This window comes from Streptomyces sp. MK37H (assembly GCF_018035285.1).
Classification (GTDB): Bacteria; Actinomycetota; Actinomycetes; order Streptomycetales; family Streptomycetaceae; genus Streptomyces; species Streptomyces endocoffeicus.
On record NZ_JAAAYH010000045.1, the window covers coordinates 13,638 to 34,652 of the forward strand.

18 protein-coding genes are annotated in these 21,015 nt (G+C 66.0%); 16 read left to right on the forward strand and 2 right to left on the reverse strand.

Annotation, left to right across the window (positions count from 1 at the left end; translation table 11 throughout):
• Positions 1 to 7: 7 nt before the first annotated feature.
• The 10 genes from mycP to GWI24_RS09655 all read left to right on the forward strand — a co-directional run bounded on the left by mycP (position 8) and on the right by GWI24_RS09655 (position 8,071).
• A complete protein-coding gene (gene mycP, locus GWI24_RS09610) occupies positions 8 to 1,273 on the forward strand; it encodes a type VII secretion-associated serine protease mycosin (protein WP_210945464.1) in 1,266 nt (421 codons plus the stop codon).
• Positions 1,274 to 1,451: 178 nt separating this feature from the next.
• Complete coding sequence (locus tag GWI24_RS09615) at positions 1,452 to 1,790, forward strand: WXG100 family type VII secretion target (protein WP_210945465.1); 339 nt, start codon at positions 1,452 to 1,454, stop codon at positions 1,788 to 1,790.
• A gap of 41 nt (positions 1,791 to 1,831) precedes the next feature.
• Positions 1,832 to 2,113, forward strand: a complete 282-nt coding sequence (locus GWI24_RS09620; RefSeq protein WP_059147047.1) for a WXG100 family type VII secretion target — start codon at positions 1,832 to 1,834, stop codon at positions 2,111 to 2,113.
• 116 nt (positions 2,114 to 2,229) lie between these two features.
• On the forward strand, positions 2,230 to 2,712 hold the full coding sequence (locus tag GWI24_RS09625; protein WP_210945466.1) for a hypothetical protein: 483 nt from the start codon (positions 2,230 to 2,232) through the stop codon (positions 2,710 to 2,712).
• A gap of 22 nt (positions 2,713 to 2,734) precedes the next feature.
• Positions 2,735 to 4,267, forward strand: a complete 1,533-nt coding sequence (locus GWI24_RS09630) for a hypothetical protein (RefSeq protein WP_210945467.1) — start codon at positions 2,735 to 2,737, stop codon at positions 4,265 to 4,267.
• Positions 4,268 to 4,319: 52 nt separating this feature from the next.
• A complete protein-coding gene (locus GWI24_RS09635) occupies positions 4,320 to 5,561 on the forward strand; it encodes a S8 family serine peptidase (RefSeq protein WP_247616118.1) in 1,242 nt (413 codons plus the stop codon).
• Positions 5,562 to 5,819: 258 nt separating this feature from the next.
• Positions 5,820 to 6,575: a hypothetical protein gene (locus GWI24_RS09640; RefSeq protein WP_210945468.1), complete on the forward strand. Its 756-nt coding sequence runs from the start codon at positions 5,820 to 5,822 to the stop codon at positions 6,573 to 6,575.
• Between the two features lie 37 nt (positions 6,576 to 6,612).
• Positions 6,613 to 6,912, forward strand: a complete 300-nt coding sequence (locus GWI24_RS09645; RefSeq protein ID WP_210945469.1) for a hypothetical protein — start codon at positions 6,613 to 6,615, stop codon at positions 6,910 to 6,912.
• A gap of 34 nt (positions 6,913 to 6,946) precedes the next feature.
• Positions 6,947 to 7,684 (forward strand): hypothetical protein, encoded by a 738-nt coding sequence (locus GWI24_RS09650; protein WP_210945470.1) that lies wholly within the window; start codon positions 6,947 to 6,949, stop codon positions 7,682 to 7,684.
• A 30-nt stretch (positions 7,685 to 7,714) separates the two neighbouring features.
• The gene (locus GWI24_RS09655) at positions 7,715 to 8,071 is read left to right on the forward strand and encodes a hypothetical protein (protein WP_210945471.1); all 357 of its coding nucleotides are present in this window, start codon (positions 7,715 to 7,717) and stop codon (positions 8,069 to 8,071) included.
• A gap of 112 nt (positions 8,072 to 8,183) precedes the next feature.
• Here GWI24_RS09655 and eccCa read toward each other — a convergent pair whose 3' ends face one another.
• Positions 8,184 to 12,149 (reverse strand): type VII secretion protein EccCa, encoded by a 3,966-nt coding sequence (gene eccCa / locus GWI24_RS09660; RefSeq protein ID WP_210945472.1) that lies wholly within the window; start codon positions 12,147 to 12,149, stop codon positions 8,184 to 8,186.
• A 219-nt stretch (positions 12,150 to 12,368) separates the two neighbouring features.
• Here eccCa and eccD point away from each other — a divergent pair, with 219 nt between their 5' ends.
• From eccD to GWI24_RS09675, 3 genes are all read left to right on the forward strand, one after another.
• Complete coding sequence (gene eccD / locus GWI24_RS09665; RefSeq protein WP_210945473.1) at positions 12,369 to 13,859, forward strand: type VII secretion integral membrane protein EccD; 1,491 nt, start codon at positions 12,369 to 12,371, stop codon at positions 13,857 to 13,859.
• 188 nt (positions 13,860 to 14,047) lie between these two features.
• Positions 14,048 to 14,665, forward strand: a complete 618-nt coding sequence (locus GWI24_RS09670) for a hypothetical protein (protein WP_247616120.1) — start codon at positions 14,048 to 14,050, stop codon at positions 14,663 to 14,665.
• Between the two features lie 1,721 nt (positions 14,666 to 16,386).
• Positions 16,387 to 17,481 (forward strand): S8 family serine peptidase, encoded by a 1,095-nt coding sequence (locus GWI24_RS09675; RefSeq protein ID WP_210945474.1) that lies wholly within the window; start codon positions 16,387 to 16,389, stop codon positions 17,479 to 17,481.
• A gap of 143 nt (positions 17,482 to 17,624) precedes the next feature.
• Here the strand turns inward: GWI24_RS09675 and GWI24_RS09680 are convergent, their stop codons facing one another.
• Positions 17,625 to 18,038, reverse strand: coding sequence for a hypothetical protein (locus GWI24_RS09680; RefSeq protein ID WP_210945475.1), 414 nt, complete (start codon positions 18,036 to 18,038; stop codon positions 17,625 to 17,627).
• Positions 18,039 to 18,091: 53 nt separating this feature from the next.
• Between GWI24_RS09680 and GWI24_RS09685 the strand changes: the two genes are divergently transcribed.
• The 3 genes from GWI24_RS09685 to GWI24_RS09695 are packed head-to-tail and all read left to right on the forward strand — an operon-like array spanning position 18,092 to position 20,948.
• Complete coding sequence (locus tag GWI24_RS09685; RefSeq protein ID WP_210945476.1) at positions 18,092 to 18,652, forward strand: hypothetical protein; 561 nt, start codon at positions 18,092 to 18,094, stop codon at positions 18,650 to 18,652.
• Positions 18,653 to 18,681: 29 nt separating this feature from the next.
• A complete protein-coding gene (locus tag GWI24_RS09690) occupies positions 18,682 to 20,094 on the forward strand; it encodes a putative T7SS-secreted protein (RefSeq protein WP_210945477.1) in 1,413 nt (470 codons plus the stop codon).
• Complete coding sequence (locus tag GWI24_RS09695; RefSeq protein ID WP_210945478.1) at positions 20,091 to 20,948, forward strand: hypothetical protein; 858 nt, start codon at positions 20,091 to 20,093, stop codon at positions 20,946 to 20,948. Before GWI24_RS09690 ends, GWI24_RS09695 begins: the two co-directional genes overlap by 4 nt.
• Positions 20,949 to 21,015 lie beyond the last annotated feature (67 nt).

The window sequence follows — 21,015 nt, forward strand, 5'->3', positions numbered from 1 at the left end:
CCCACGCATGAGACGCATGGCCGCCCTGTCGTCGGCGGTGACACTGGCGTGTCTCACCGCCGCCACGGGCGTCGGCGCCGGACCCTCCGCCGCCGCGCTCTCGCTGGACGGCAACGGTGAGTGCACGTTCCCGATGAAGAAGCAGATCAAGGGAACACCCTGGTCGCTGCAACGGTTGGTGTTCGACCGCCTCTGGGAGGACACCAAGGGCAAGGAGAAGAACGGCGAGTCGGTGCGGGTCGCCGTCATCGACACCGGTGTCGATGACACCAACATCCAGCTGAAGACCGCCGTCGACAAGGCGAGCGGGGGGAACTTCCTGCCCCCGGCCAAGGACGCCTCCAAGGACGAACGGAAACTCGCCGAGGACCCGACGGTCGACGAGGTCGGGCACGGCACCAAGGTCGCCGGCATCATCGCGGCCCGCCCGCGCCAGGGCACCGGCTTCGTGGGGCTGGCCCCCGAGGCGACGATCATCCCCCTCAAGCAGAACAACGCCGAGGGCAAGGGCACACCGCAGAAGATGGCAGAGGCCATCAAGAAGGCGGTGCACGAGGGCGCCCGGGTGATCAACATCTCCCAGGACACCAAGGGTGCCCTCTCGCAGAGCGATCTGGAGCAGGCGACCGCCTACGCCGTCCAGCACGACGTGGTCGTGGTCGCGGCCGCAGGCAACGACGGCGCGAACGGGAAGTCCAAGCGCACCTATCCCGCCTCCTACCGCGGCGTCCTCGCCGTCGCCGCCTCCGACCGCAACAACGAGCGGGCGTACTTCTCGCAGAGCGGCGATTTCGTCGGCGTCGCGGCGCCCGGCGTCGACATGGTCTCCACCGTGCCCAAGGGCGGGCAGTGCGTGGACAACGGCACCAGCTTCGCCGCCCCGTACGTGGCCGGAGTGGCGGCCCTGATCCGAGCCAAGCACCCCGACTGGTCGCGGCAGGAGGTCATCGCCCAGATCGAGCAGACCGCGGAGCGGGGCGTCAACGGCCGTGATGAGTTCATCGGTTGGGGTGTGGTCGATCCGGTGAAGGCCCTCACCGACGATGACAAGAAGATCGAGCACCCTACGGCGGACACCGGCTCGGCGGCGAACGTCCCGAAGCCCGAGCCCGGGCGCCTCACCTTGGGCGAGACCCCGCAGGAGCGTCGTACGCGGCTGGCCACGTACGCCCTGGGCATGGGCGCGGTGGTCGTGGGCATCACCGCGGGCGGTGCGGTCGTGCTGCGTGACTGGCGTCGTCGGCGTGACGCAAGGGGCGTCGGCAGTGCTTGACGCTTGTCGTTACCCGGCCGTCCCCGGCGTCCCATCCGTGTAACAACCGGATACTCGTTGGTCATGCACACGGGGATGCTGACTAGAGTGATCCTTGACAGCTTTGGTCCGATGCGCACGGGACGGCCACAGAGCACCGGCCGTTCCACCGCATCCGATTCATGGGGGAAGGTGTGCCATGGCGGAGAAGCTCCGCGTAGAAGGTCATGATTTCAAGACCCTCGAGAGCGCCATCGACTGGATGGAAGGTCAGCTGACCGAGCGGATCGGGAAGCTCAACAGCGTGATCGACCACGTTGAGGGCCACTGGAAGGGCATCGCGGCGGGCGCGTACAACAACCTCCAGACGGAGGTCAACAACGACGTCCGCCGGGTGAACCAGTTGCTGAGCTTCACCCGCGAACTGGTGAAGGCGAGCCGGGACGGTTTCGACCAGGAGGAACTCGACCAGCTCAGGAACATCAACAGCGTCGGAGGCGGGGAGAGCGGCATCCTCGGCTCCTTCCACGCCTCTTGATCCTCGTGACCTGTCCGCCTCGCATCAGGAGTTAGAGCTCAATGGAGATTACGTACGAAGGCGTTGTCGAAGCCTCCAACATGGTCAGGAACGAGGCCAACACGCTCAAGACCGACCTCGACACCATCATGAGGCAGGTCAAGGGTGTGTCCGAGTCGTGGACCGGTGAGGCCCAGCGCGCGTTCAACGAGCGTCAGCACGAGTGGAACCAGCGTGTCGACCACCTGCACAGCACCCTCCTCACCATCTCGAAGAAGCTGCTGGAGGCTACGGAGGGCTACAGGGCCAATGACCATCGTCAGGGCCAGCGGTTCGCGTCGTAGAGAGAGACGTAGCGCGCACAGCCTGCGGTCGTTTCGTGGGTGCGGGGACACTCGGCCCGGGCCGAGTGTCCCCGCACCCACAAGCGCTGCCATCCAGGTATTGAAGGAGGTGCTTCATGGCTGAGTTGGCGCCGGACGGGGGTGGCTCCGCTAAGTCCCCTTCTTCGCCGGACCTCGACGCTCCCACCGAGTCCCTACAGGAATTCAAGAAGCGTGTTGACAGGCTTCTGACCGATCTCGACAAGTCGGACGCGGCGCACGGCAAGATCTCCCAACAGAAGGTGACCGCCGCCGCCTACGGGCAGAACTTTCCCGAGGCGCTGTCGTTGGCGAGCGCGTACGAGCTGGTGCACGGACGGCTGCAGCTGCTCTCCCAGACCCTGGGCGAGCAACTGGAGGCGATGGGCATCACGGTGGGCGCGGCCGACAGCGACTACCAGACGGTGGACCACGAGCACGCGCAGCGCCTGAAGGCCATTCAGCGGCGTGCCCAGGCGTACTACGAGCAGTATCAGAAAGAGCACGACCCGAAGGGCCACGAGAAGACCGGCGAGCCCAAGACGGGCGGCGGTAAGAGCAGCGGCCACGACGGCATGTGACGGGTGAACGGGGGATGTGGACATGGGCGAATCAGACAAGCTGCCGCCGCTCAAGATGTGCTACAACATCACCAGTTTCGAGCATGCTTCGTTCGAGGACATGCTCGCCATGGTCGAAGGTACGGATGAGCAAGAGATCATCCGCCGAGGTAACGCCCTGACAAAGGCGCAGTCCGAGATCGAGAAGATCGGCGACGAGCTCAAGAAGCGCGTCGGGCGGGTCACCTGGAAGGGCGAGGGTGGCGACGCGTTCCGGAACTGGGGCGACGATTTCGCCAACCAGGCCCTGAAGCTCGCGAGTTTCGCCGGCTCCGTCGGCACCGCCATGGAGACCGCGGGCCAGGCGCTGAGCGAGGTCAAGAAGTCGATGCCGGATCGCCCGGCGGGCTCGCAGGTGTGCTACGCGGACCAGGAGAAGGAAGAGAAGCGTCTGGAAAGCCTGAAAAAGGTCCGCGACGAGGCGCTTCCGCAGATGTACAAGCTGGCCTCGTACTACAGGATGTCGCAGGAGACCATCGCGGCGTCCCAGGAGAATGAGCCGGTCTTCAAACCGCTTCCGAGTCAGATGATCCCTGACACCTCGGTGGGCGGTGGGCAGGAGAGCTATGGCTCGCCCAGTGTTTCCGGGGGCAGCGTTCACACGGCGCCCGCCTCTGTTGGGGCGACGCATCCGGCGGTCGATCCGTCCACGGTGAGTCCGGGTTCGCCCGCGCATGTCTCGCCTGCGCATATCTCACCGGGGCATGTCACCCCCCCGTCGATCCCGGAGAACCCGGGGCATGTCACCGTTCCGGACGCGACGCACACCAACATCGACACGGTGAAGCCACCGCCGCCCACCACCACCGCACCGCAGCTTCCGACCGGCGGTGGGCCTCCGGTGTCTCCGGTCACTGACCGGCCTGGGCCCGTGGGCCTGCCCGTGTCACCCCCGCCGACGGTCGGGCCAACAACCGGTATGGGCAAGATCGGCCCCACTGTGGGCAAGGTCAACCCCACTGTGGGGACGGGCGGTACCAAGGGCCCCATCACCGCTCCCAGGCTGCCGAACGGACCGACCGAGCAGATCAACGGCCGGCCCACCAGCCCGGTGCGCGCCGACAGGAGCATCGTCGGCGGTATGCAAAACCACCAGGCGGGCACGAACCAGGGCTCCCGGCAGAGCCGGGGGACGGTCATCGGCAGGGAGCCGGCCGGGCCTGTGGGCCGCGCGGGTCCGGGCGCGGGTCCCGGCCTCCCCGCGGCCGGGCGGCCCGGAGGTGTCATCGGCGCCGGTCCGAACCGGGGAGCTTCGGCGTCGGCCCGGGCCGAGGGGACGGCGCGTCGCGCAAGCGAGCTGCGGACCGGCGGCGAGTTCACCCCCGGTGGGAGCGGACTGGTCCGGGGGCAGGCCGAAGGACGGGCCCCCGGCGCGCCGGGGGCGGCGGCATCGGGGCGCGGTGAGGGCCAGAAGAGGCAGCGCGAGGAAGGCCGGGACGCGCCCGACCAGCTGACCGAGGACGAAGAGACCTGGAACGAGGGTCGGCGCGGCACCGTGCCTCCCGTGATTGGGTAAAACCCTTCCGCAGAGGCCGCGGATGATGGCGAGCACAGGACGAACAGGCGATATGGAAACAACGCTCAACCAGGTCCGGAGCCGGACGACAGTGATCATCTCGCTGCTCGCCTCCTTGCTCGCCATCATGGGGCTGATCGCCCCCGCCGCCACGGCGGAGACCATGCGGGAGCGACAGTGGTATCTGGACCGGATGCAGGCGGAGAGCATGTGGAAGGTCAGCACCGGTAAGGGCATCACGGTCGCAGTCCTCGACTCCGGAGTCGACACATCGGCCCCGGAGCTGAAGGGGAAGGTGCTCAAGGGCAAGAACCTCGTGGAACCGAGCAAGGACGCCCGTACGGACCCGGACGGGCACGGCACGGCCATTTCCATGCTCATCGCCGGAAACGGAGCCGGCGGCCAGGGCATCAAGGGCCTCGCTCCGGATGCGCGCATTCTGCCGCTCACGGTATTCGGCTCGACGAAGGAGTCGGGAACCAATAGCGTCCCGGGCCTCATCAACGCCATTCGCTACGCGGCGGACAGCGATGCGCAGATCATCAACATGTCGCTGGCCTTTCCGTACTACCAGGTCAACAAGACCGAGCAGGGCAAGCTGCAGAAGGCGGTCGACTACGCGGTCAGCCGCGGCAAGCTGCTCCTCGCCGGTTCGGGCAACGACGGGGAGACGTCGAACGACACCACCTACCCCGCGGCCAACAAGGGTGTGGCTGGGGTCAGCGCCGTCGACTCGTCATTGACGGTGACCAAGTTTTCCAACCACGGGTCGTTCGTCGCTCTTGCCGCGCCGGGCAAGGACATCCCGATCCGCTGCATCGGCAAGGCCGGATACTGCCGCAGTTGGGGTACCAGCCAGGCCACGGCCATCGCCTCCGGCGCGGCCGCTCTCATCTGGGCCAAGCACCCGAAGTGGAACGGCAATCAGGTGCTCCGCGTGATGATGGACACCGCCGGAAAGCCCACCGAGGGCAAGATTCCCAGCCGCTACATCGGCTACGGCACGATCCGCCCCCGCTACAACGTCCTCGAGGAGAAGGGCAAGCCGGGCTCGGCCGACGTCAACCCCCTGGTGCCCGCACAGGCGGGCGGCTCTCCGTCCGCCTCCTCATCGCAGAGCCAATCCCCGTCACCGGCCAAGGGGGACTCCTCGGTCGGCGACACCGCCGCCGAGAGCGGCAGCGACGATGGCGGCAGCGGCGTCCTCCCGTGGATCCTGGGCGCGGCCGGCATCCTCGCCGTGGCCTGTGTCGCGCTGTTTGTGGTCCGCCGCCGGGCGGCTTCGCCCCGATGACGAGCGGCCCCAAGAACCGCGCTTCCCCATGCACCCTGGCCATGGAATCTGCAAAGAAAGCGCCCCGTTTCGGATGTGCTGATGGTGTTCCGAATTCGCCACAGGAGCGGTTCACCATCGGTAATTGCCGTTACGGGAGGTTCCACCACTGCACGGCCGTGCTAGCGTGCGAAGCAAAGGATAGGCAACACACCTGCGCTTCTGGTCATTTGTTCACAAAAGCGCGATGGCTCCGCGATTGGCCAGTAAGGGGGAAGCGTGAGCGAGGACTTCATCCGTGAGCTGCAACAATTCCAGCAATATGCGGAGAATCTGCAACACCTGATGTCGGACATGCACGATCAAGTGCCCCGGAGTTCCGAAGGAACGGACGCACAGGGGGCCGTCTCCGTGACCCTGGGTGCGGATGGGCTTCCGGAGTCGATCAAGCTCGCGTCCGACTGGCAGCGCCGACGACACGCCGGGGACCTCGGCGGCGCCGTCGTCGAGGCGTTCGAGTCCGCCATGAGCGACCGTATGGAGCGCTGGTCACGGTCGCTTGAGCAGTCCGGCTGGGAGGAGCGCGCCGGTCAACTCGACGACGGCCGCGCCTCGTCCGCGTCGACGACGCCGTCCCGTCCGGTCCCCGAAATCTCCGACCACGACGTGCGCCACGTCCTCCACAGGCCCGTGGACGAATCGATCGAGGACGTCCTCACGGCGTTCGACGCCGTCGACCAACTGGACGCAGATTCGTTTCTCCCGCCGCAGGTCAAGGGAGAATCCGCCGCGCGCCGAGTCGCCATCACCCTCACCGCACACGCCCTGGTCTCCTGCGAAGTGGACCCTCAGTGGGCTGCCGGTCAGTCAGTCGTCCGGCTCAATCAGGCACTGAACGAGGCTTTGAACAACGCTCGCGAAAAGGTAAGCAGTGCCGAGAGCCCCGGGGCGGCCGGTGTCGCGAACCTGCATGTGGGCGGTCTGATGAACGAGTTTCTGGCCATCATCAAGAACCCCCAGCGCTTCACGGACTGATACGGAAAAGAACTGATACAGAAAAGAAAGGAGGCCCATGAGCAAGCTCAAGGTCATCACAGACGCCATACGCGCTGACGCCAGAACGTGGGATGAGCAGGCGAAAGCGATCGGCGGTGTCGGGACCAATATCAGCGGGCTACGCCGCGATCGGCTTGAGCTGGGCATGTACCAGATGTTTTTCGGTGCCTACGCGGATGCCATCGACCATCTTTCGGGTCGGTGTTCCGAAGGGCAGAAGCGGATGTCGGAAATCGCTGACGCGCTGGTCAAGAACGCGAAGGCGTACGACGATCACGAAGTGGAAACCACGAAGTCCGTGGAAGACGCCTACTAGCAGCCGGCGGTGCGCCGGGGAGACGGGGAAGGCGATGGCATTCAGTCAGACGCAGTTCGAAACACTCATCGAGAAGATCAATGACAAGCTGGAGAAGCTCGCGAAAGATCTCGTTACCTTTGGCAACAAGATCAACGGGGCGGTGGATCATTGGTACGTTCCAGGCCCCGTGGCAAAAGCGGTAGTCGCCGCGGCGAACAAGCTCATCGAGTTCGTGAACTGGATCCTCAAAAAGATCGGCCATTTGCTCGAGGGTGTCGTTGCCCCGGTGATCTTGTTCATCGACGCCAACAGCTGGAAGGCGAAGGGCATCCACGGCGATGCGACCACCGCCTCGTCCAGCACTCAGAAGTTCAACCTCCAGGCCCCCAAGGAGTGGAAGGGCGAGGGCGCTGACGCGTACACCAACGCCGTCTTCCCTCAGTCGGGCGCGGCCGCCCAGGTCGCGGCCAACGCGAATTCGATCGCGGACATCCTGCTCACCGCCGCCGTTGCGGGAGTGGCATTCTACGGAGCGATCGCTGCTTTCTTGATCCAGTTCATTCCCGCCATGGCCGCCGCGATCGCCGCGGGGGCGACCGTCGTCGGTGCCGTTCCGGCCGCGATCGCCGCCTTGGGTGAAGGGGTGGCCGGTTGGCTCGTCATAGCGGGCGCCGTGACTACTCTGCTGGGCGTGCTGGGTGACCAGGCCAAGGCCATGGCCGACCTGAAGAGCAATGCCAACGACAACAGTGCGTTTCCGAAGGGCCATTGGCCGGTGGGCACGGCCTGAGTGCCTGATGTGACGATATGAGGTGAGCCTGTGTACGGACCTCGCGTCGCCCTCTGGGCCGTCGGGGTGGCGTCATTCGCCTGGCTGATGCTCCCAGCCGTTACCGACTGGGCCATCGGCCTCCCCCCGCCCCCGCTGATCGCCGTCCTCTGCGCGCTGGCGATCCTCTGCCCGGGAACCGCTGAGTTCCTGGCGAGGCGGCATAAGGAGCAGTCCTGGTACGCCGGGAACTTCGCGTCGTTCGAGGACCTTCGTGGGTCCGTGGACCGCGCGGCCCTGCTGCGAATCCGGGAGACGAAGGGTCCGGCGCAAGCTCTCCGTGAGGTCAGGCGCCAGTACCCATCGCTCCCGCTCAAGGTGGCCGCTCGGCTGGTCAGGGAGCTGTGAGCCGCTCGAGCAGCGCTCGCTGAGCGGCAGGGCAGAACTCGTACGGCCGGGGCAGCCCGGTCCGTGCGAGCCCTGCCCTGCTCCAGGCCTGGCCGTAGCCCGCCATCCCTCCTCAGTCCACCGACGGCACCCACGCCGTCTGGACCAGCGACGCTCCGCCACGCCGGGAGACGAAGACGCCCCGCCCCGGGGGCAACGGACGGGCCTTGACCTGGCCCAGCAGCTCGCCTTCACCCGGTGAACCCGACAGCACGACCCCCTGTGCGCCCAGCTCCTTGAACCGCTGCATGAACGGCTCGTACGACGAGCGCCCCGCGCCGGCCGTCGTCCGCGCCACGATGATGTTGACGCCGGCGTCCCGCGCGTACGGCAGGTTGTCCACCAGCTCGGACATCGGGTTGCCGGACGAGGTGGCGACCAGGTCGTAGTCGTCCACCACGATGAAGGCCCGCGGCCCCGACCACCAACTCCGGTTGCGCAGCTGCTGCGGGGTGACGTCCGTCCCCGGGATGCGCTGGCTGATGAGGGTGTTCATGTCGGCGATGTACTTCTCGAAGGCGTTCTGCGTCGTGCCGTAGCCGACCAGATGAGGCTGCGGCACGACCTCCAGCAGACTGCGCCGGTAGTCGCCGACCACGAACAGCCCCTCCTCGGGGGCGTAGCGCTCGGTGATCTGCTTGATGAGCAGACGCAGCAGAGCCGTCTTGCCGGACTCCGACTCGCCGTAGATGGCGAAGAAGGGGTCGGTGTCGAAGTCGATGAAGACCGGCTCGAGGTTCATCTCGTCGATGCCGATCGCGATGCCTCGCTCCGGCTGCTCATGACCGGAGGGGATCTCCCGCACCGACAGAGTCCGCGGCAGCATCCTCACCTGCGGTGCGTGCGGACCGGGCCAGTTGTCCACCGATGCCCTGACGAACGCGGCGGTCGCTTCGGCCAGGTCGTCGGCGTTGCCCGATGTACCGTCGATACGCGGCAGACCGCCCAGGAAGTGCAGCTTCTCCGGGGTGAGGCCGCGGCCGGGGGTACCCACGGGCACATTCGCGGCGACCTTACGGTCGAGCTCGGAGTCCATCGGGTCACCGAGCCGTAGCTCCAGCCGGGCGAGGAACTGGTCCTTGAGCGCCGCTCGCATTTCCATATAGCGCGTGACCGTGACGATGAGGTGCACCCCGAGTCCCAGGCCGCGCGTGGCGATGTCGGCGACGATCGGCTCGAGCATCTCGTAGTCCGTCTTGAAGGACTGCCAGCCGTCGATCACCAAGAAGACGTCGCCCCATGGCTCACCCGGCAGCTGCCCGGAGGCACGAAGCTGACGGTAGGTACCGATGGAGTCGATGTTGTTGTCCCGGAAGAACTCCTCGCGCCGGTTCAGCACGCCGGTCACCTCGGCGATCGTGCGGCGGATCTTCTCCGGGTCCAGACGTGAGGCGACTCCGCCGACGTGCGGCAGCCCCTCGACCGCGATCATGCCGCCACCGCCGAAGTCCAGGCCGTAGAACTGGACCTCATGCGGGCTGTGGGTGAGCGCGAAGGATCCGAGCAGTGTGCGCACGGCGGTCGACTTACCGGACCGCGGACCGCCGACGATCAGCATATGGCCCTGTGCGCCGGAGAAGTCCCGGTAGAAGATCTCCCGCCGCTGTTCGAACGGCTTGTCCACCATGCCGATCGGTACGCACAGACCACCGCTGCGGGCATAGCCGCCGGCATGCAGACCGCGCTCCGGCGAGACGGCGAGCTGGGGCATCAGCTGGTCCAGGGACGACGCCTCGGTGAGCGGCGGCAGCCACACCTGATGTGCCGCCGGACCGCGTCCCTCCAGGTTGTTCACGATGACGTCCAGCACCGTGTCCGCCAGCGCGTCGTCCACCCGGTCGCGGTCCGCCGTGTACGTGAAAGCAGGGTCGGGCTCGGCGAAGTGGACCGGCACCGGGGCGGCACTGAACAGCACCGGACGGCGGTCGGTCGGGATGGGACCGCTGCCCACGACGGTTGACGTGGACGAACGGTAGGGCCCGGACACGTACGCCGCCTTGAAGCGGACCATCTCCTCGGTACCGAACTTCAGATACCCCGAACCGGGCACCGACGGCAGGTGATAGGCGTCCGGAACGCCGAGCGCCGTACGGGACTCGGCGGCGGAGAAGGTCCGCAGACCGATGCGGTACGACAGGTAGGTGTCCAGACCCCGCAGCCGGCCCTCTTCCAGGCGCTGAGAGGCCAGCAGCAGATGCACCCCGAGCGACCGGCCGATGCGGCCGATCTGGATGAACATCTCGATGAAGTCGGGCTTGGCCGTCAGCAGCTCGCTGAACTCGTCGATGACCAGGACCAGGGAGGCCAGTGGCTCCAGCGGGGTGCCCGCGGCGCGCGCTTTCTCGTAGTCGTGGATGTTGGCGTAGTTGCCCGCGGAGCGCAGCAGCTCCTGACGGCGCTGAAGCTCACCGGTGATCGAGTCGCGCATGCGGTCGACCAGCGTCAGATCGTCCGCGAGGTTGGTGATCACCGCGGCGACATGCGGCAGCTCCGCCATGCCCGAGAAGGTCGCACCGCCCTTGAAGTCCGCGAGGACGAAGTTGAGCGTCTCGGACGAGTGCGTAACCGCCAGGCCCAGCACCAGCGTCCGCAGCAGCTCCGACTTTCCTGAGCCGGTCGCGCCCACGCACAGGCCGTGCGGTCCCATGCCCTCTTGGGCCGCCTCCTTCAGGTCGAGCATGACCGGGGCCCCGCTCTCCCCGACCCCGATCGGTACGCGAAGCCGTTCCGCCGTCGAGCGCGGCCGCCAGGTGACCACGGGATCGATGGACGCCGCGTCGCCGAGGTTGAGCAGATCGGTGAACTCCAGGTTGGTCAGCAGCGGTTCATCATCCCCGCCGCCCGCCGAGACCCGCAGCGGAGCGAGCTGCCGCGCCAGCGCCTCGGCTCCGGCCAGCGACAAGGTGTCCGGAACGCCCTCGTACACGGCCGAGGCCGACTCCACCCGCAGCAGACCCGGCCGCACGATCAGCGACAGTCCGCCGCGCAGCTCGTCCAGGCCGCCACGGATGACCTCCAGCACCGTCACGCCCTGCAACCCCTCCTGGGCGGCCAGAAGCGAGTCGGGCGGCACCAGACCGCCGTCCAGGATCACCACCACATGCGGTGCGTCCAACAGCGGCTGCCCGTCCCGGTTGAACCGTGAACGGCCCTCCAGACGGTTCTTCAGCAGGTCCTCGACCTCGGCCAGATTGTCGCTGAACAGCCGCTTCGTGCCGGCTCCGTCCACCGACCCCGGCACCTGGGTGTGCGGCAGCCACTTGACCCAGTCCCACTCCTCCGTGGCACCCGCCGCGGCCACCACCGCGATCACCAGGTCCTCAGGCGAGTGCAGTGCGGCCAGGCTCGCCACCAGCGCCCGGCTCGTCTCCAGGGTCGTCCCCGGCTCGCCGGAGACCGTCATGTGGTAGAAGGCCCTCAGGCTGACGGCCATCGGCATGCCGTCCAGCGACCGGTGGACTGCCAGGAACTGCTGCATGGCGCCCGCCGACAGCGGCTCCAACTCTTCCACCGGGGCGGTTTCCGGCGCCACCAGCGGGGTCCACAGTTCCTGCGGCCCGAGCCCGATCCGCACCTGCACGAAGTCGTCGTCGGTGATCCGCCGCTCCCACAGCCGGCTGCCCTCCGCCACCAGCGACCACAGCTGCTCGGGGGAGGGGTGGAGAAAGAACTGCGCATCGCGCTGCGCGCGCGCCGTGCGCTGCACCCTCCGCCGGGTCTTCGCGAGGTACTTGAGATAGTCGCGGCGGCCCTCCACCGCCTCGCCCTGGGCGCCTTTGCGATACCGGATCGCCTGTGCGATGACCATCGATACGGTCGACAGCAACATCATCACGCCCATGATCTTCATGAACGGTGCCGAATTCGGCATGAAGAAGAAGACCACCGACGAGCCCATGCCGAGCATGGGCAGCAATTGCATCGCCATGCCTTCCCGATCGCCGCGAGGCAACTCGGGAGGGGATTCGAGTCGGAGTTCATCCGCGGGCATCTCGGGAGGAATCTCCCGAGGTGGACGTTTCACGATGATCTGGCTCATCGGCCTGTCTATCCCCCGATGCGGACTGAACAATTGAGGACCTGCTGAGGGCCCGCACGCACGCTCGCCGCGCGTCATTGCGGCACCTACCCGGCAACGAACCGATCCTACGTGTCGGGAAGACAATTGGCGCCCGGTAGGGTGACCTCTCGCACACTGTCAGACATGAACGCGTCCGGACGGAAGACGCGGCGAGACGCTAATGAGAGGGCCCCGCAGGTGAGTTCGACCACATCGACCGGTTTCAGCCGAGTGACGGTCGTCGCACCCGACAGCCGCATCGACGTCGCCCTCCCCGACGACATAGCCCTTGCGGACCTGTATCCGGAGATGCTCAGGCTGACCGGCCAGACCCAGCCCACGGGGACGCCGGTCGGCTACCACTTCGTGCGTCGCGACGGCACCGTCCTGGACGGCTCCCGCTCCCTCGCGGCGCAGCGCGTGCTGGACGGGGACGTGCTGTCCATGCGCCCCTTCGCACAGTCCCTGCCGCCCGTCGTACGCGACGACGTCTCCGACGCGATCGCCTCGACGGTGGCCGGTGACCACGCCCTGTGGAACGCCCGCTACCTGCGGGCCTGCGGACTCTTCGGCGGCGCGCTGCTCTTGATCTTCATGGGTTTCGTCCTGTGGTTCGCCGACCCGGTCAAGCACGACATGCATGGACTGCCCGGCGTCATCGCCGGTGGCGTCGGTCTGCTGCTCGCGGTCTTCGCCGGCGTACGGGCCCGGGTCTACGACGACCGGGCCTCCGCCATCGCCCTCGGCCTCGCGGCACTCCCGCACGTGATGATCGGTGGATCCGGGGTCCTGGCGCTGGAGGCGGGCGAGGGCATTGGCCGCCTCCAGTTCCTGCTCGGCTGTGTCGCCGTCCTGATCGTGTCGGTCGCTCTGGTCGCCGCCATGCCGTCCGGTGACGCTCCGTTCGTCGCCGCCGTCGTCCTCTCGGCCTTCGGCACGCTGGCCACCTTCTGCCAGATCATGACTGACACCAGCGCGGCGGGTACCGCGGCCGTCTGCGCGGCGGTCGCGATCGCCGCCATCGCGTTCCTTCCCGGCCTCTCCGCGCGCGCCGCCCGTCTGCCCATCGGATACGTCGCGCCCCGTGACGCCTCCCGCAACGACTACGGCGCTTCCGGCGGCGTCGACCTGGACAATCCCTCGTCCGCTGCCGCCCCCCGGCCGGTCGACGGCGAGCGGATCGCGGCCCAGGTCAAGCGTGGCCACGAACTTCTCCTCGGCCTGGTCGGCGGCTGTGCGGCGGTCGTCGTGGGTTCGTCGGCGGTGCTCGGCTTCTCCGACGGCACCTGGGCCCAACTGCTCGCCCTGGCGGCCGGACTGGCGATGCTGCTGCGTGCCCGGCTGTTCCGGTACACCTGGCAGGTCGCCTGTGTCCTGGCGTCCGGCGTCATCTCCCTCGCCCTCCTCATCCTGGGGCTCGCCCTCAACCCGCCGACGAGCGCCGTCATCGACATGCTCAGCGGCGACAGCGGCCCGCTGAACATCCGTACTGTCTGGCTCACCGCCTCCGTTGCCTTCGGCGCGCTGATCCTCATCGCGATCGCTCTGATCGTCCCGAAGAAGAGCGTGACGCCTTTCTGGGGCCGCTTCGGTGACCTGGTCGAGGGCGCGATGCTGCTGTCGATCACGCCGCTCGTGCTCGCAGTCCTGGACGTCTATGCGACGGCGCGTGGTCTGGTCAGCAAGTGACGCTCCCCGAGCGGTGAGGTAGCGGCCACCTGCCACGTGCCACCTGCCACGTACCACCTGCCACGGCCAAAGGCGCCCCGGTCACGTATCCCGTGACCGGGGCGCCTTCGCTTCGGCCTTCACCCGTGGGAAGTACCCCGAGCCGCCCGGATCCGGACGACGCGTGGAGCGCCTCTCCGATACGCCCTATGCCTGAGTTGTGCCCTGGAATCGCCAAGGTCGCCTTCTCGGCAATGAAGTTGGGCCGTACACCCTGCGCCACTAAGCTGGTGCCGACCGTCATCATGTACGCCGTAGGGGGGAATCCGATGAGCGAGGGGAGCCGGGTCCCGGCGAACGACGCCAGCGCGAGCAGGGCGCGCGGAGGCGGGTCGGACCTCAAGGTGGAGGCCGAGACGCTGGCGAGCTTCAAGAGCAGGATCGACAAGATCCTCATCGATCTCGAAGAGTCCCCGGCAGCCAAGAGCAAGATCAGCGACCAGACCGTCGCACACGCCGCCTTCGGCGCGGAATTCTCTGCCGCCGCCGACCTCGCGGGCGCCTATGAAAAGCTGCACGACCGCCTGGAGAAGTTCTCCAGGACGCTGGGGGACCAGCTCGAAGCCTTGGGCATGGCCGTCCAGATCTCGGACCGCGGCTACGAGAGCATCGATGCCGAACAGGCCGATCGGCTCCGTGCCATCCAGGACCGCACGGCCAAGTACTACGGCGAGAACGCGGACAACCGGGGTGCCGGGCACAACGAGGACCAGGCACGGAAGACCGGCACGGGCGAGTCCGGCACCGCCGATTCGAACTTCAAATAGGGGGAGACATGGGGAACGGGGAGTTCGACGGTCTGTCGGTGGAGAATCTGCGGGCCATGCTGGCCAACGCGGACCCCGACAAACTGACCGCCGCCGGCACCGCCCTGGGCGACGCGGGCCCGAAGATCCTCGACATCGGCTCGGACTTGCGCCGTCATGTGTCCCGCGTGGACTGGACCGGCGAAGGGGGGTCTGCCTTCCGCGAATGGGCCCACGACTTCGCCCTGGAAGTCATGCGCTTCGGTCAGTTCACCTCCACGGTCGGCCAACATGTGGCCCAGGCCGGCCAGGCCCTCTCCGAGACCAAGTCGGCCATGCCCGAGGCCAGGGCCCCGGGCCCCAGGGCAGCCCACGAGGACCCGGCAGCACAGGACGCGGAGCGGCGCGAGACCGAAGAAGCCCGGCACCAGATGGAGCGCCTCTCCTCGGCTTACCGGGCGGCGCAGGAGACGATGGCGGCGGAGCAGGAACCGCAGTTCAAGACGCTCCCTTTCAACGATGGCCAAGTCCGAGATGCCGGACGGAGATACGACTCCGGCACTGCGACAGGGACAGCACCTCATTCGGCAACAGGCGTGAGCCACTCGCCGCAGACGGAAACCGACATTCCTGCGGCATCACAGCAGGTGGATTCGGAGCCGAGTCATCACCAAGCGACGGGTACCCATATCGACTCGACCGCCACCCTCCACGATCCAGAGGTCAAGACGCCACCTCGTACTCCGATGCCGCCTGCGGACCAGCCCAGGCAACCAGGCCCCGTCGTGATGCCATCACCCCCGATTGGGCCGTCCACAGCGCCCCCTCGACCCAGCGCGCCCGTGACGGGGAAGAGCATCTCTCGCCTCCCCGTGACCGAACGTGTAACAGGACCTGGAGGCGCGCCTCCGCGTCGCCCGCTCACGCCGCGGGGGCCGGTCGAGAACGATGTTGTGGGAGGACAGCAGCGGCGCCTCGGCCCTTCCCCACGCCTTCCGCGTGCAATGGTGGTGGGGGAGGAGAGCGGTCAGATGTCCCGCGGCCCCGGGGGTGGTGTCGGCCACCCCATGGCGCGGACGACCGGTGTGCCAGGGACCGAAGGCGTGGCTTCAGGGCGTCGGTTGGCCTCGGAGCCCGGAGGACCGGTGAGTGGGCCACGTACGTCGAACCCCGGTATCACCAGCACGCCTCAGCGTGGAGTCGCCATCGGCGAGGAGAACGGATCTCACACACGTGGGCCCGTGTCAGGAGCGGCGCCTTCTGGCGGCTCAGGTAGTGCGGCAAGTGATCCTTCCAGGGAGTCGGGCAGAGGACGCAGGGTAGCCTCCGAGCCAGGGGGGTCGATCGCGGATCCTCGTTCGTCCTTTGGAAGAGGGGCCGCATTCACCCGTGGGGGTACCGGGCTCGTTCGGTCGGGTCAGGCCGAAGGACAAGAGCCTTCCGCCTCTGGGGCCTCTGGCACCGGCCGTCGCGGTCCCGGGCCCGAGAGTCGGCAAGGACATGCAGTCGTTGATCAGGGAGCCTGGGAGCTAGGGCGCCAGGACGCATTGCCTCCCGTCATTGAATAGTCGGCACTTGAAGTCTCAGGAGATTTCGCAGGGATGTCAGTCTTGTCCAGTGGAAACAAGAGGCGCTCAGTGCGTGGGTTGACGCTACTTGCGGCACTCATCACGTGCATGGGAAGTTTTACATCCCCAGCGATCGCTCAAGACATACGTTCGCGTCAGTGGTACCTCGATGCAATGGGGGCCGACCAGATGTGGCGAACAAGCACAGGCAAAGGTGTCACCGTTGCCGTGCTGGACACCGGGGTTGATGACTCGCTTCCTGAGTTGCGTGGTCAAGTTCTGGAGGGCAAGAACTTTTCACACGAGCCGAAAGGAGCGAACGTCGATACCAGTGGCCACGGCACGGACATGGCGGCGGTTATTGCGGGGACAGGACGTTCTGGTGGGATCCAAGGACTAGCGCCTGGTGCGAAGGTGCTTCCAGTGAAGACCAGTTCGGGGCATCTCGGGATCGGCGATGCAACGCCGGCCTATCTCAAGGCGATGCGCTATGCCGTGAAGCGGGGGGCGCGTGTCATCAACCTCTCGGAGACCATTACGAGTTCACTGACAGATGATGCGAGAAAGCGCCTCCAGGATGGCTTGGATGAGATAAATTCAAGCGGTGCCATTATATTCGCAGGCGTGGGAAATGACGGTAAGTCTTCCAATGTTGCAGGCTATCCATCTAGTCTTCCAGGGGCTGTAGCAGTAGCTGCTGTGAATCAGAGCGGAGCGGTTTCGAAGTTTTCGACCTATGGTCCGCAAGTGGCTCTCGCCGCCCCTGGCGAGGGTATTCCTGGGCATTGCCAGGACGGGGGAGGCTGGTGTGAGCAGTCGGGTACCAGTTATGCCACTGCCATCGTCTCGGCGTCAGCCGCCCTTATCTGGTCCGCCCATCCGAAATGGACGGCCAACCAGGTTCTGCGCGTAATGATGCAAACGACGAGCAAGCCCAAAGGCAGGGTCCCCAGCGAGTACATCGGCTACGGCATCATCCGTCCTGGCCAGGTCCTGCTCGACGGCAAGGGAGACCCGGGCGCAGCGGACGTCAATCCGCTCTTTCCCAAGTACGTGCCAGGGAAGGAGTCCTCCGTATCTCCGTCTGCCCCTTCGAAGTCCGACACCGCCTCGCCCATCCCGAATGCCCAGGCCGACAAACCCGGTTCGTCGGCAGACGGTGATGACGGAGATGGCAACACGCTTATCTACGTTGGAGTCGGAGTTGCCGCAGTCCTCGCCCTGGGCGGTGGAGGGCTTGTCTGGGCGCGCAAGCGGAGGCAGGTATAAGGAGTGACAGGATATGGCACGGGACTAGGCGTGAATCGTAACGCGGCGACGGAGCGGGTGTACCGAACCTCGGACGGCGATGTGTAATGAGTCTTATGGATCCCCCAGTTTACGAAGCGTACCTTACCCGCACTCCTCTTCAGCTATTGCTCGGGGTAGGTTGGAAGCGCGTGTTGATGCTTCGAGTCGATCAGGCGGGTGTAACCCTTGGCGGTATTCCAAAGCATACCGCGTTTGTCCCATGGCAAGACATCATTTCCGTAGTGATTTGGCGTAGGTATCTGCGGGATGTAACCGTTCTGGGTAATGCGCGGCTGTTCACGCCGAAAAGTGAATGGACCGACTTCATCGGCGTGCGCCGACACCATGGAGCACAGCCTCTTCCCGGCACAAACAGCAAGCTGCGGCCGGAGCAGACTTCGAAGCTCGCTCCTCACATCGAACACGATCTCTTCCTCGCAAGTCGTGCGATTCGACTTTGGCGACTTGATCCTGAGCGCCTGCGGGCTGCTGTGAGTTCTTTTTCTCCTAACACTCCGGTCCACGATGAACGGCATCTGCGTTAGGGGACAGTTAACGCTTTCTATGGCGCGGGGGAAGGGACCAGAGGGTGGTCAATCAGGGCGAGCTGAAAATTACCAAGGAAGCCGAGGAGCGGATAACAAGAAGCCTGCGATCGGCATTGCAGGGTTTGGAGGGAGCTGGAAAAGGCAAAGGTGTTGCTCAGTCTGGCAGCCTTAGCAACATGAGCTTGTCGGCAGCAGAAGCCAGCGGCGATGGACTTGCCAGCACTTTTACGGACTTCTGCGAGTTCTGGCAGCTGGGCATCAACATGCTGGAGAGTACAGCCAACTCTCTCGGCTCCCAGTTGAGTCAGGCGGCAGGTGTCCTGTGGGATGAGGACCGGAGTCGGGCGGGGGTGCTCAGAGCTGCCCTGGGCGCAGCGAGAGGCGTAGCCGGGGTCGGGGCAAGCGGCATTCTCGGTAGCTTTGGGGGCCCTTCCGGCACATCGGATTACACCACCCAGCCCTATCCGCAGAGCGGCCCGGGAATCGATTCCGGGGATGACATCAAGACCGTGAAGTCGTCGATCTTGGATTACATCACGACCGACGGCAAGGGGGCTGGTCGAAATGCAGGCCAGGGGAACGCTGATGGGGGCGGAAACTGATGCCGGGGAACGACCCTACGTCGACCGCTGTGGACCCGGCCGCAAGGAACGCCGGCCTGGCCAATGCCTGGGTTGAGAAGGCTTTGGGGTGGGGTACGGGCGAGCTGGAGCTAGGGCAGACCGAGGAGCCGAAAGAGCTGATCCACGGCGATGCGGCCAAACTTCGGTCGAACGCTGCACAGTTGAGGGGCTTGGCGAAGGGGCTCGCTGATGTGGGTGAGGGGCTGCGGAAGCTGAACTCCCACGAGATCAAAGGGGAAACGGCTGACGCCTTCCGCAAGAGAGTCTCTGCCGAGCCGAAGAAGTGGTTTCAGATCGCGCACGCATGTGAGCAAGCGAGTGGGGCGCTGACCGATGTCGCTCACACCGTGGAATGGGCGCAACGCCAGGCCCGGGAAGCAATCGACACCTATGGTCGAGGCAAGCGTGCTTCGGAGCGGGCCCGCGAAGCCCATAATGCCAAAGTGGATGCCTACAATAAGGCAGTCGAGGATTACAACAGCAAGCCCGCCACTGACGATACCGAGTGCGCCGCGCCCCCTAAGGCTCCTGGCGCTTTCAAAGACCCGGGCGCTGAGGACATGGAGACGGCCCGAGAGATCCTCGCCGAGGCCCGTCGTCAGCGTGAGGCGGCACGCGACAGGGCGCAGACGAAGGTCACTAACACGTACGACGAGCACCAGGCGAGGTCTTCAGGGAGCGGAACGACCGAACTGGATTTCTTGGAACGTATCAAGAGCAGTGAAGAGTACCAGAAGTCCCAGGAGTTTAGAGAGGGGTACCGAAAGCTCAAGAGGCTCCCGCAGGTATGGACCGGCATTACGGCCGGCATGGCCCTTTGGCGGCGGTTCGGTAATGAGAATGCTGCCTTGGATTGGCTGAAGAGGACAAAATGGCTCGACTCGAAACTGGGGTCGATCGCAAACAGCGGTGGCAGGCTTTCGAGGGTCGCTGGCGCCGGTGTCAGGGCGTCTGGCCTCGCCGGGCAGGCAACTAAGGCTCTGCTGCCATTTACCATTGCCGCAGGACTGAAGCAAGCTATAAACCCCGACCACGAAGGCGGTCGCGGGTTGGCAGATCGCATTGCGGGTGGGGCGCAGGCGCTAGGCGGGGCGGCCGCACTGAGCGAAGTAGCAATTGGCAGCGGCACTCTTGTGGCGGCGGAGGCCACACTTGCCGCCGTACCGGTTGCGGGCTGGGCCGTCCTGGGGGCCACCGGGGCGTACTTTGCAGGCAGCTATATCTACGACAAGTGGGGCGATGATATCGCCGCAGGGGCCAAATCGGCCTGGAATGCGACATCGCATGCTGTGACAAACACCGTAGATAAGACAGTGGACGCGACAGTGAATGCCGCACTTCACCCCTCTGGCGCTGTGAAAGCTGCCGAGCACGTCGTGGACGGCACAGTCAACTCGGTTAAGAAGCTGAAGTTCTGGTGAGGAAGAAAGAGGTCGGCTCCGTGCCACAGCAGTACGAAGGCGGCATGACGCTCGAGGACGTCCGCCAGGGGCTGGGCAAGACCCTGGCTGAAGAGGGTTCGCGGGCATTGCTGCGGCTGACCGACGAAGAGCTTGCAGCGCTGAATCCAGCTGCTGCTGAGAGCTCGATCGTGGCCGCTCCTCACCTGGAGGGTATGTCAGCTCAGGAGCGCGAGTGGGTGCTTGCAACCGCGCTGCGGTCGTTGGTGTCGAGGGACCTCGTGGAGATCGCCAACGCCGCTGAACTCGATGTGGCCTTGGAGGAGAAGCATGACTCCGCCGAGGTGGAGTTGGACATGCGCCTTTCCCCGGACCTGGAGCTGGCGCTTGCCTTGCGTGGGACGGCCGAGCGGGTCCTGGTCGTGGAGCGGACCACGTCTGCGGGCACCGAGTACGTCTATGTCTACCTGCACACCCCTGAACTGCTGTTGGTCGAGCAGGTCACCGGCGGCGGTATGCATTCGTTGAGCCTTGTGGCCACGGTTCAGGAGGCAGTGGAGACCGTCCGCCGGTTGGTCGACCCACAGGAGGTTGCCGGACACGATGGTCGTCCTCAGGAACTCGATCCGCGGGCTCTGGAGCGCGACGCGATTGATCCACCACTGAAGCATGTCATCGACAACGCTCTCGTTGTCGGCCAGTTGGTTCTGCTCGCTGAAACTCCTGGACCGTTGCTCATGACGTACGCCACTGCCGAGGAGCTGTGGGTGGTGAATGTCGACGCACCCGACGCCCCCACAGGTGTTACGGCGCGGAGCATCGGGCGGCAGACGCTCGTTGACCACATCGCCCGAATGATGGCTTTTCCGGTGTGACCCCGCCGCTCCCCAGCCGTGGCGTTCCAGTTGCCCCCAGGGTGGGCGTGATCCGAGCTTCGGCTGG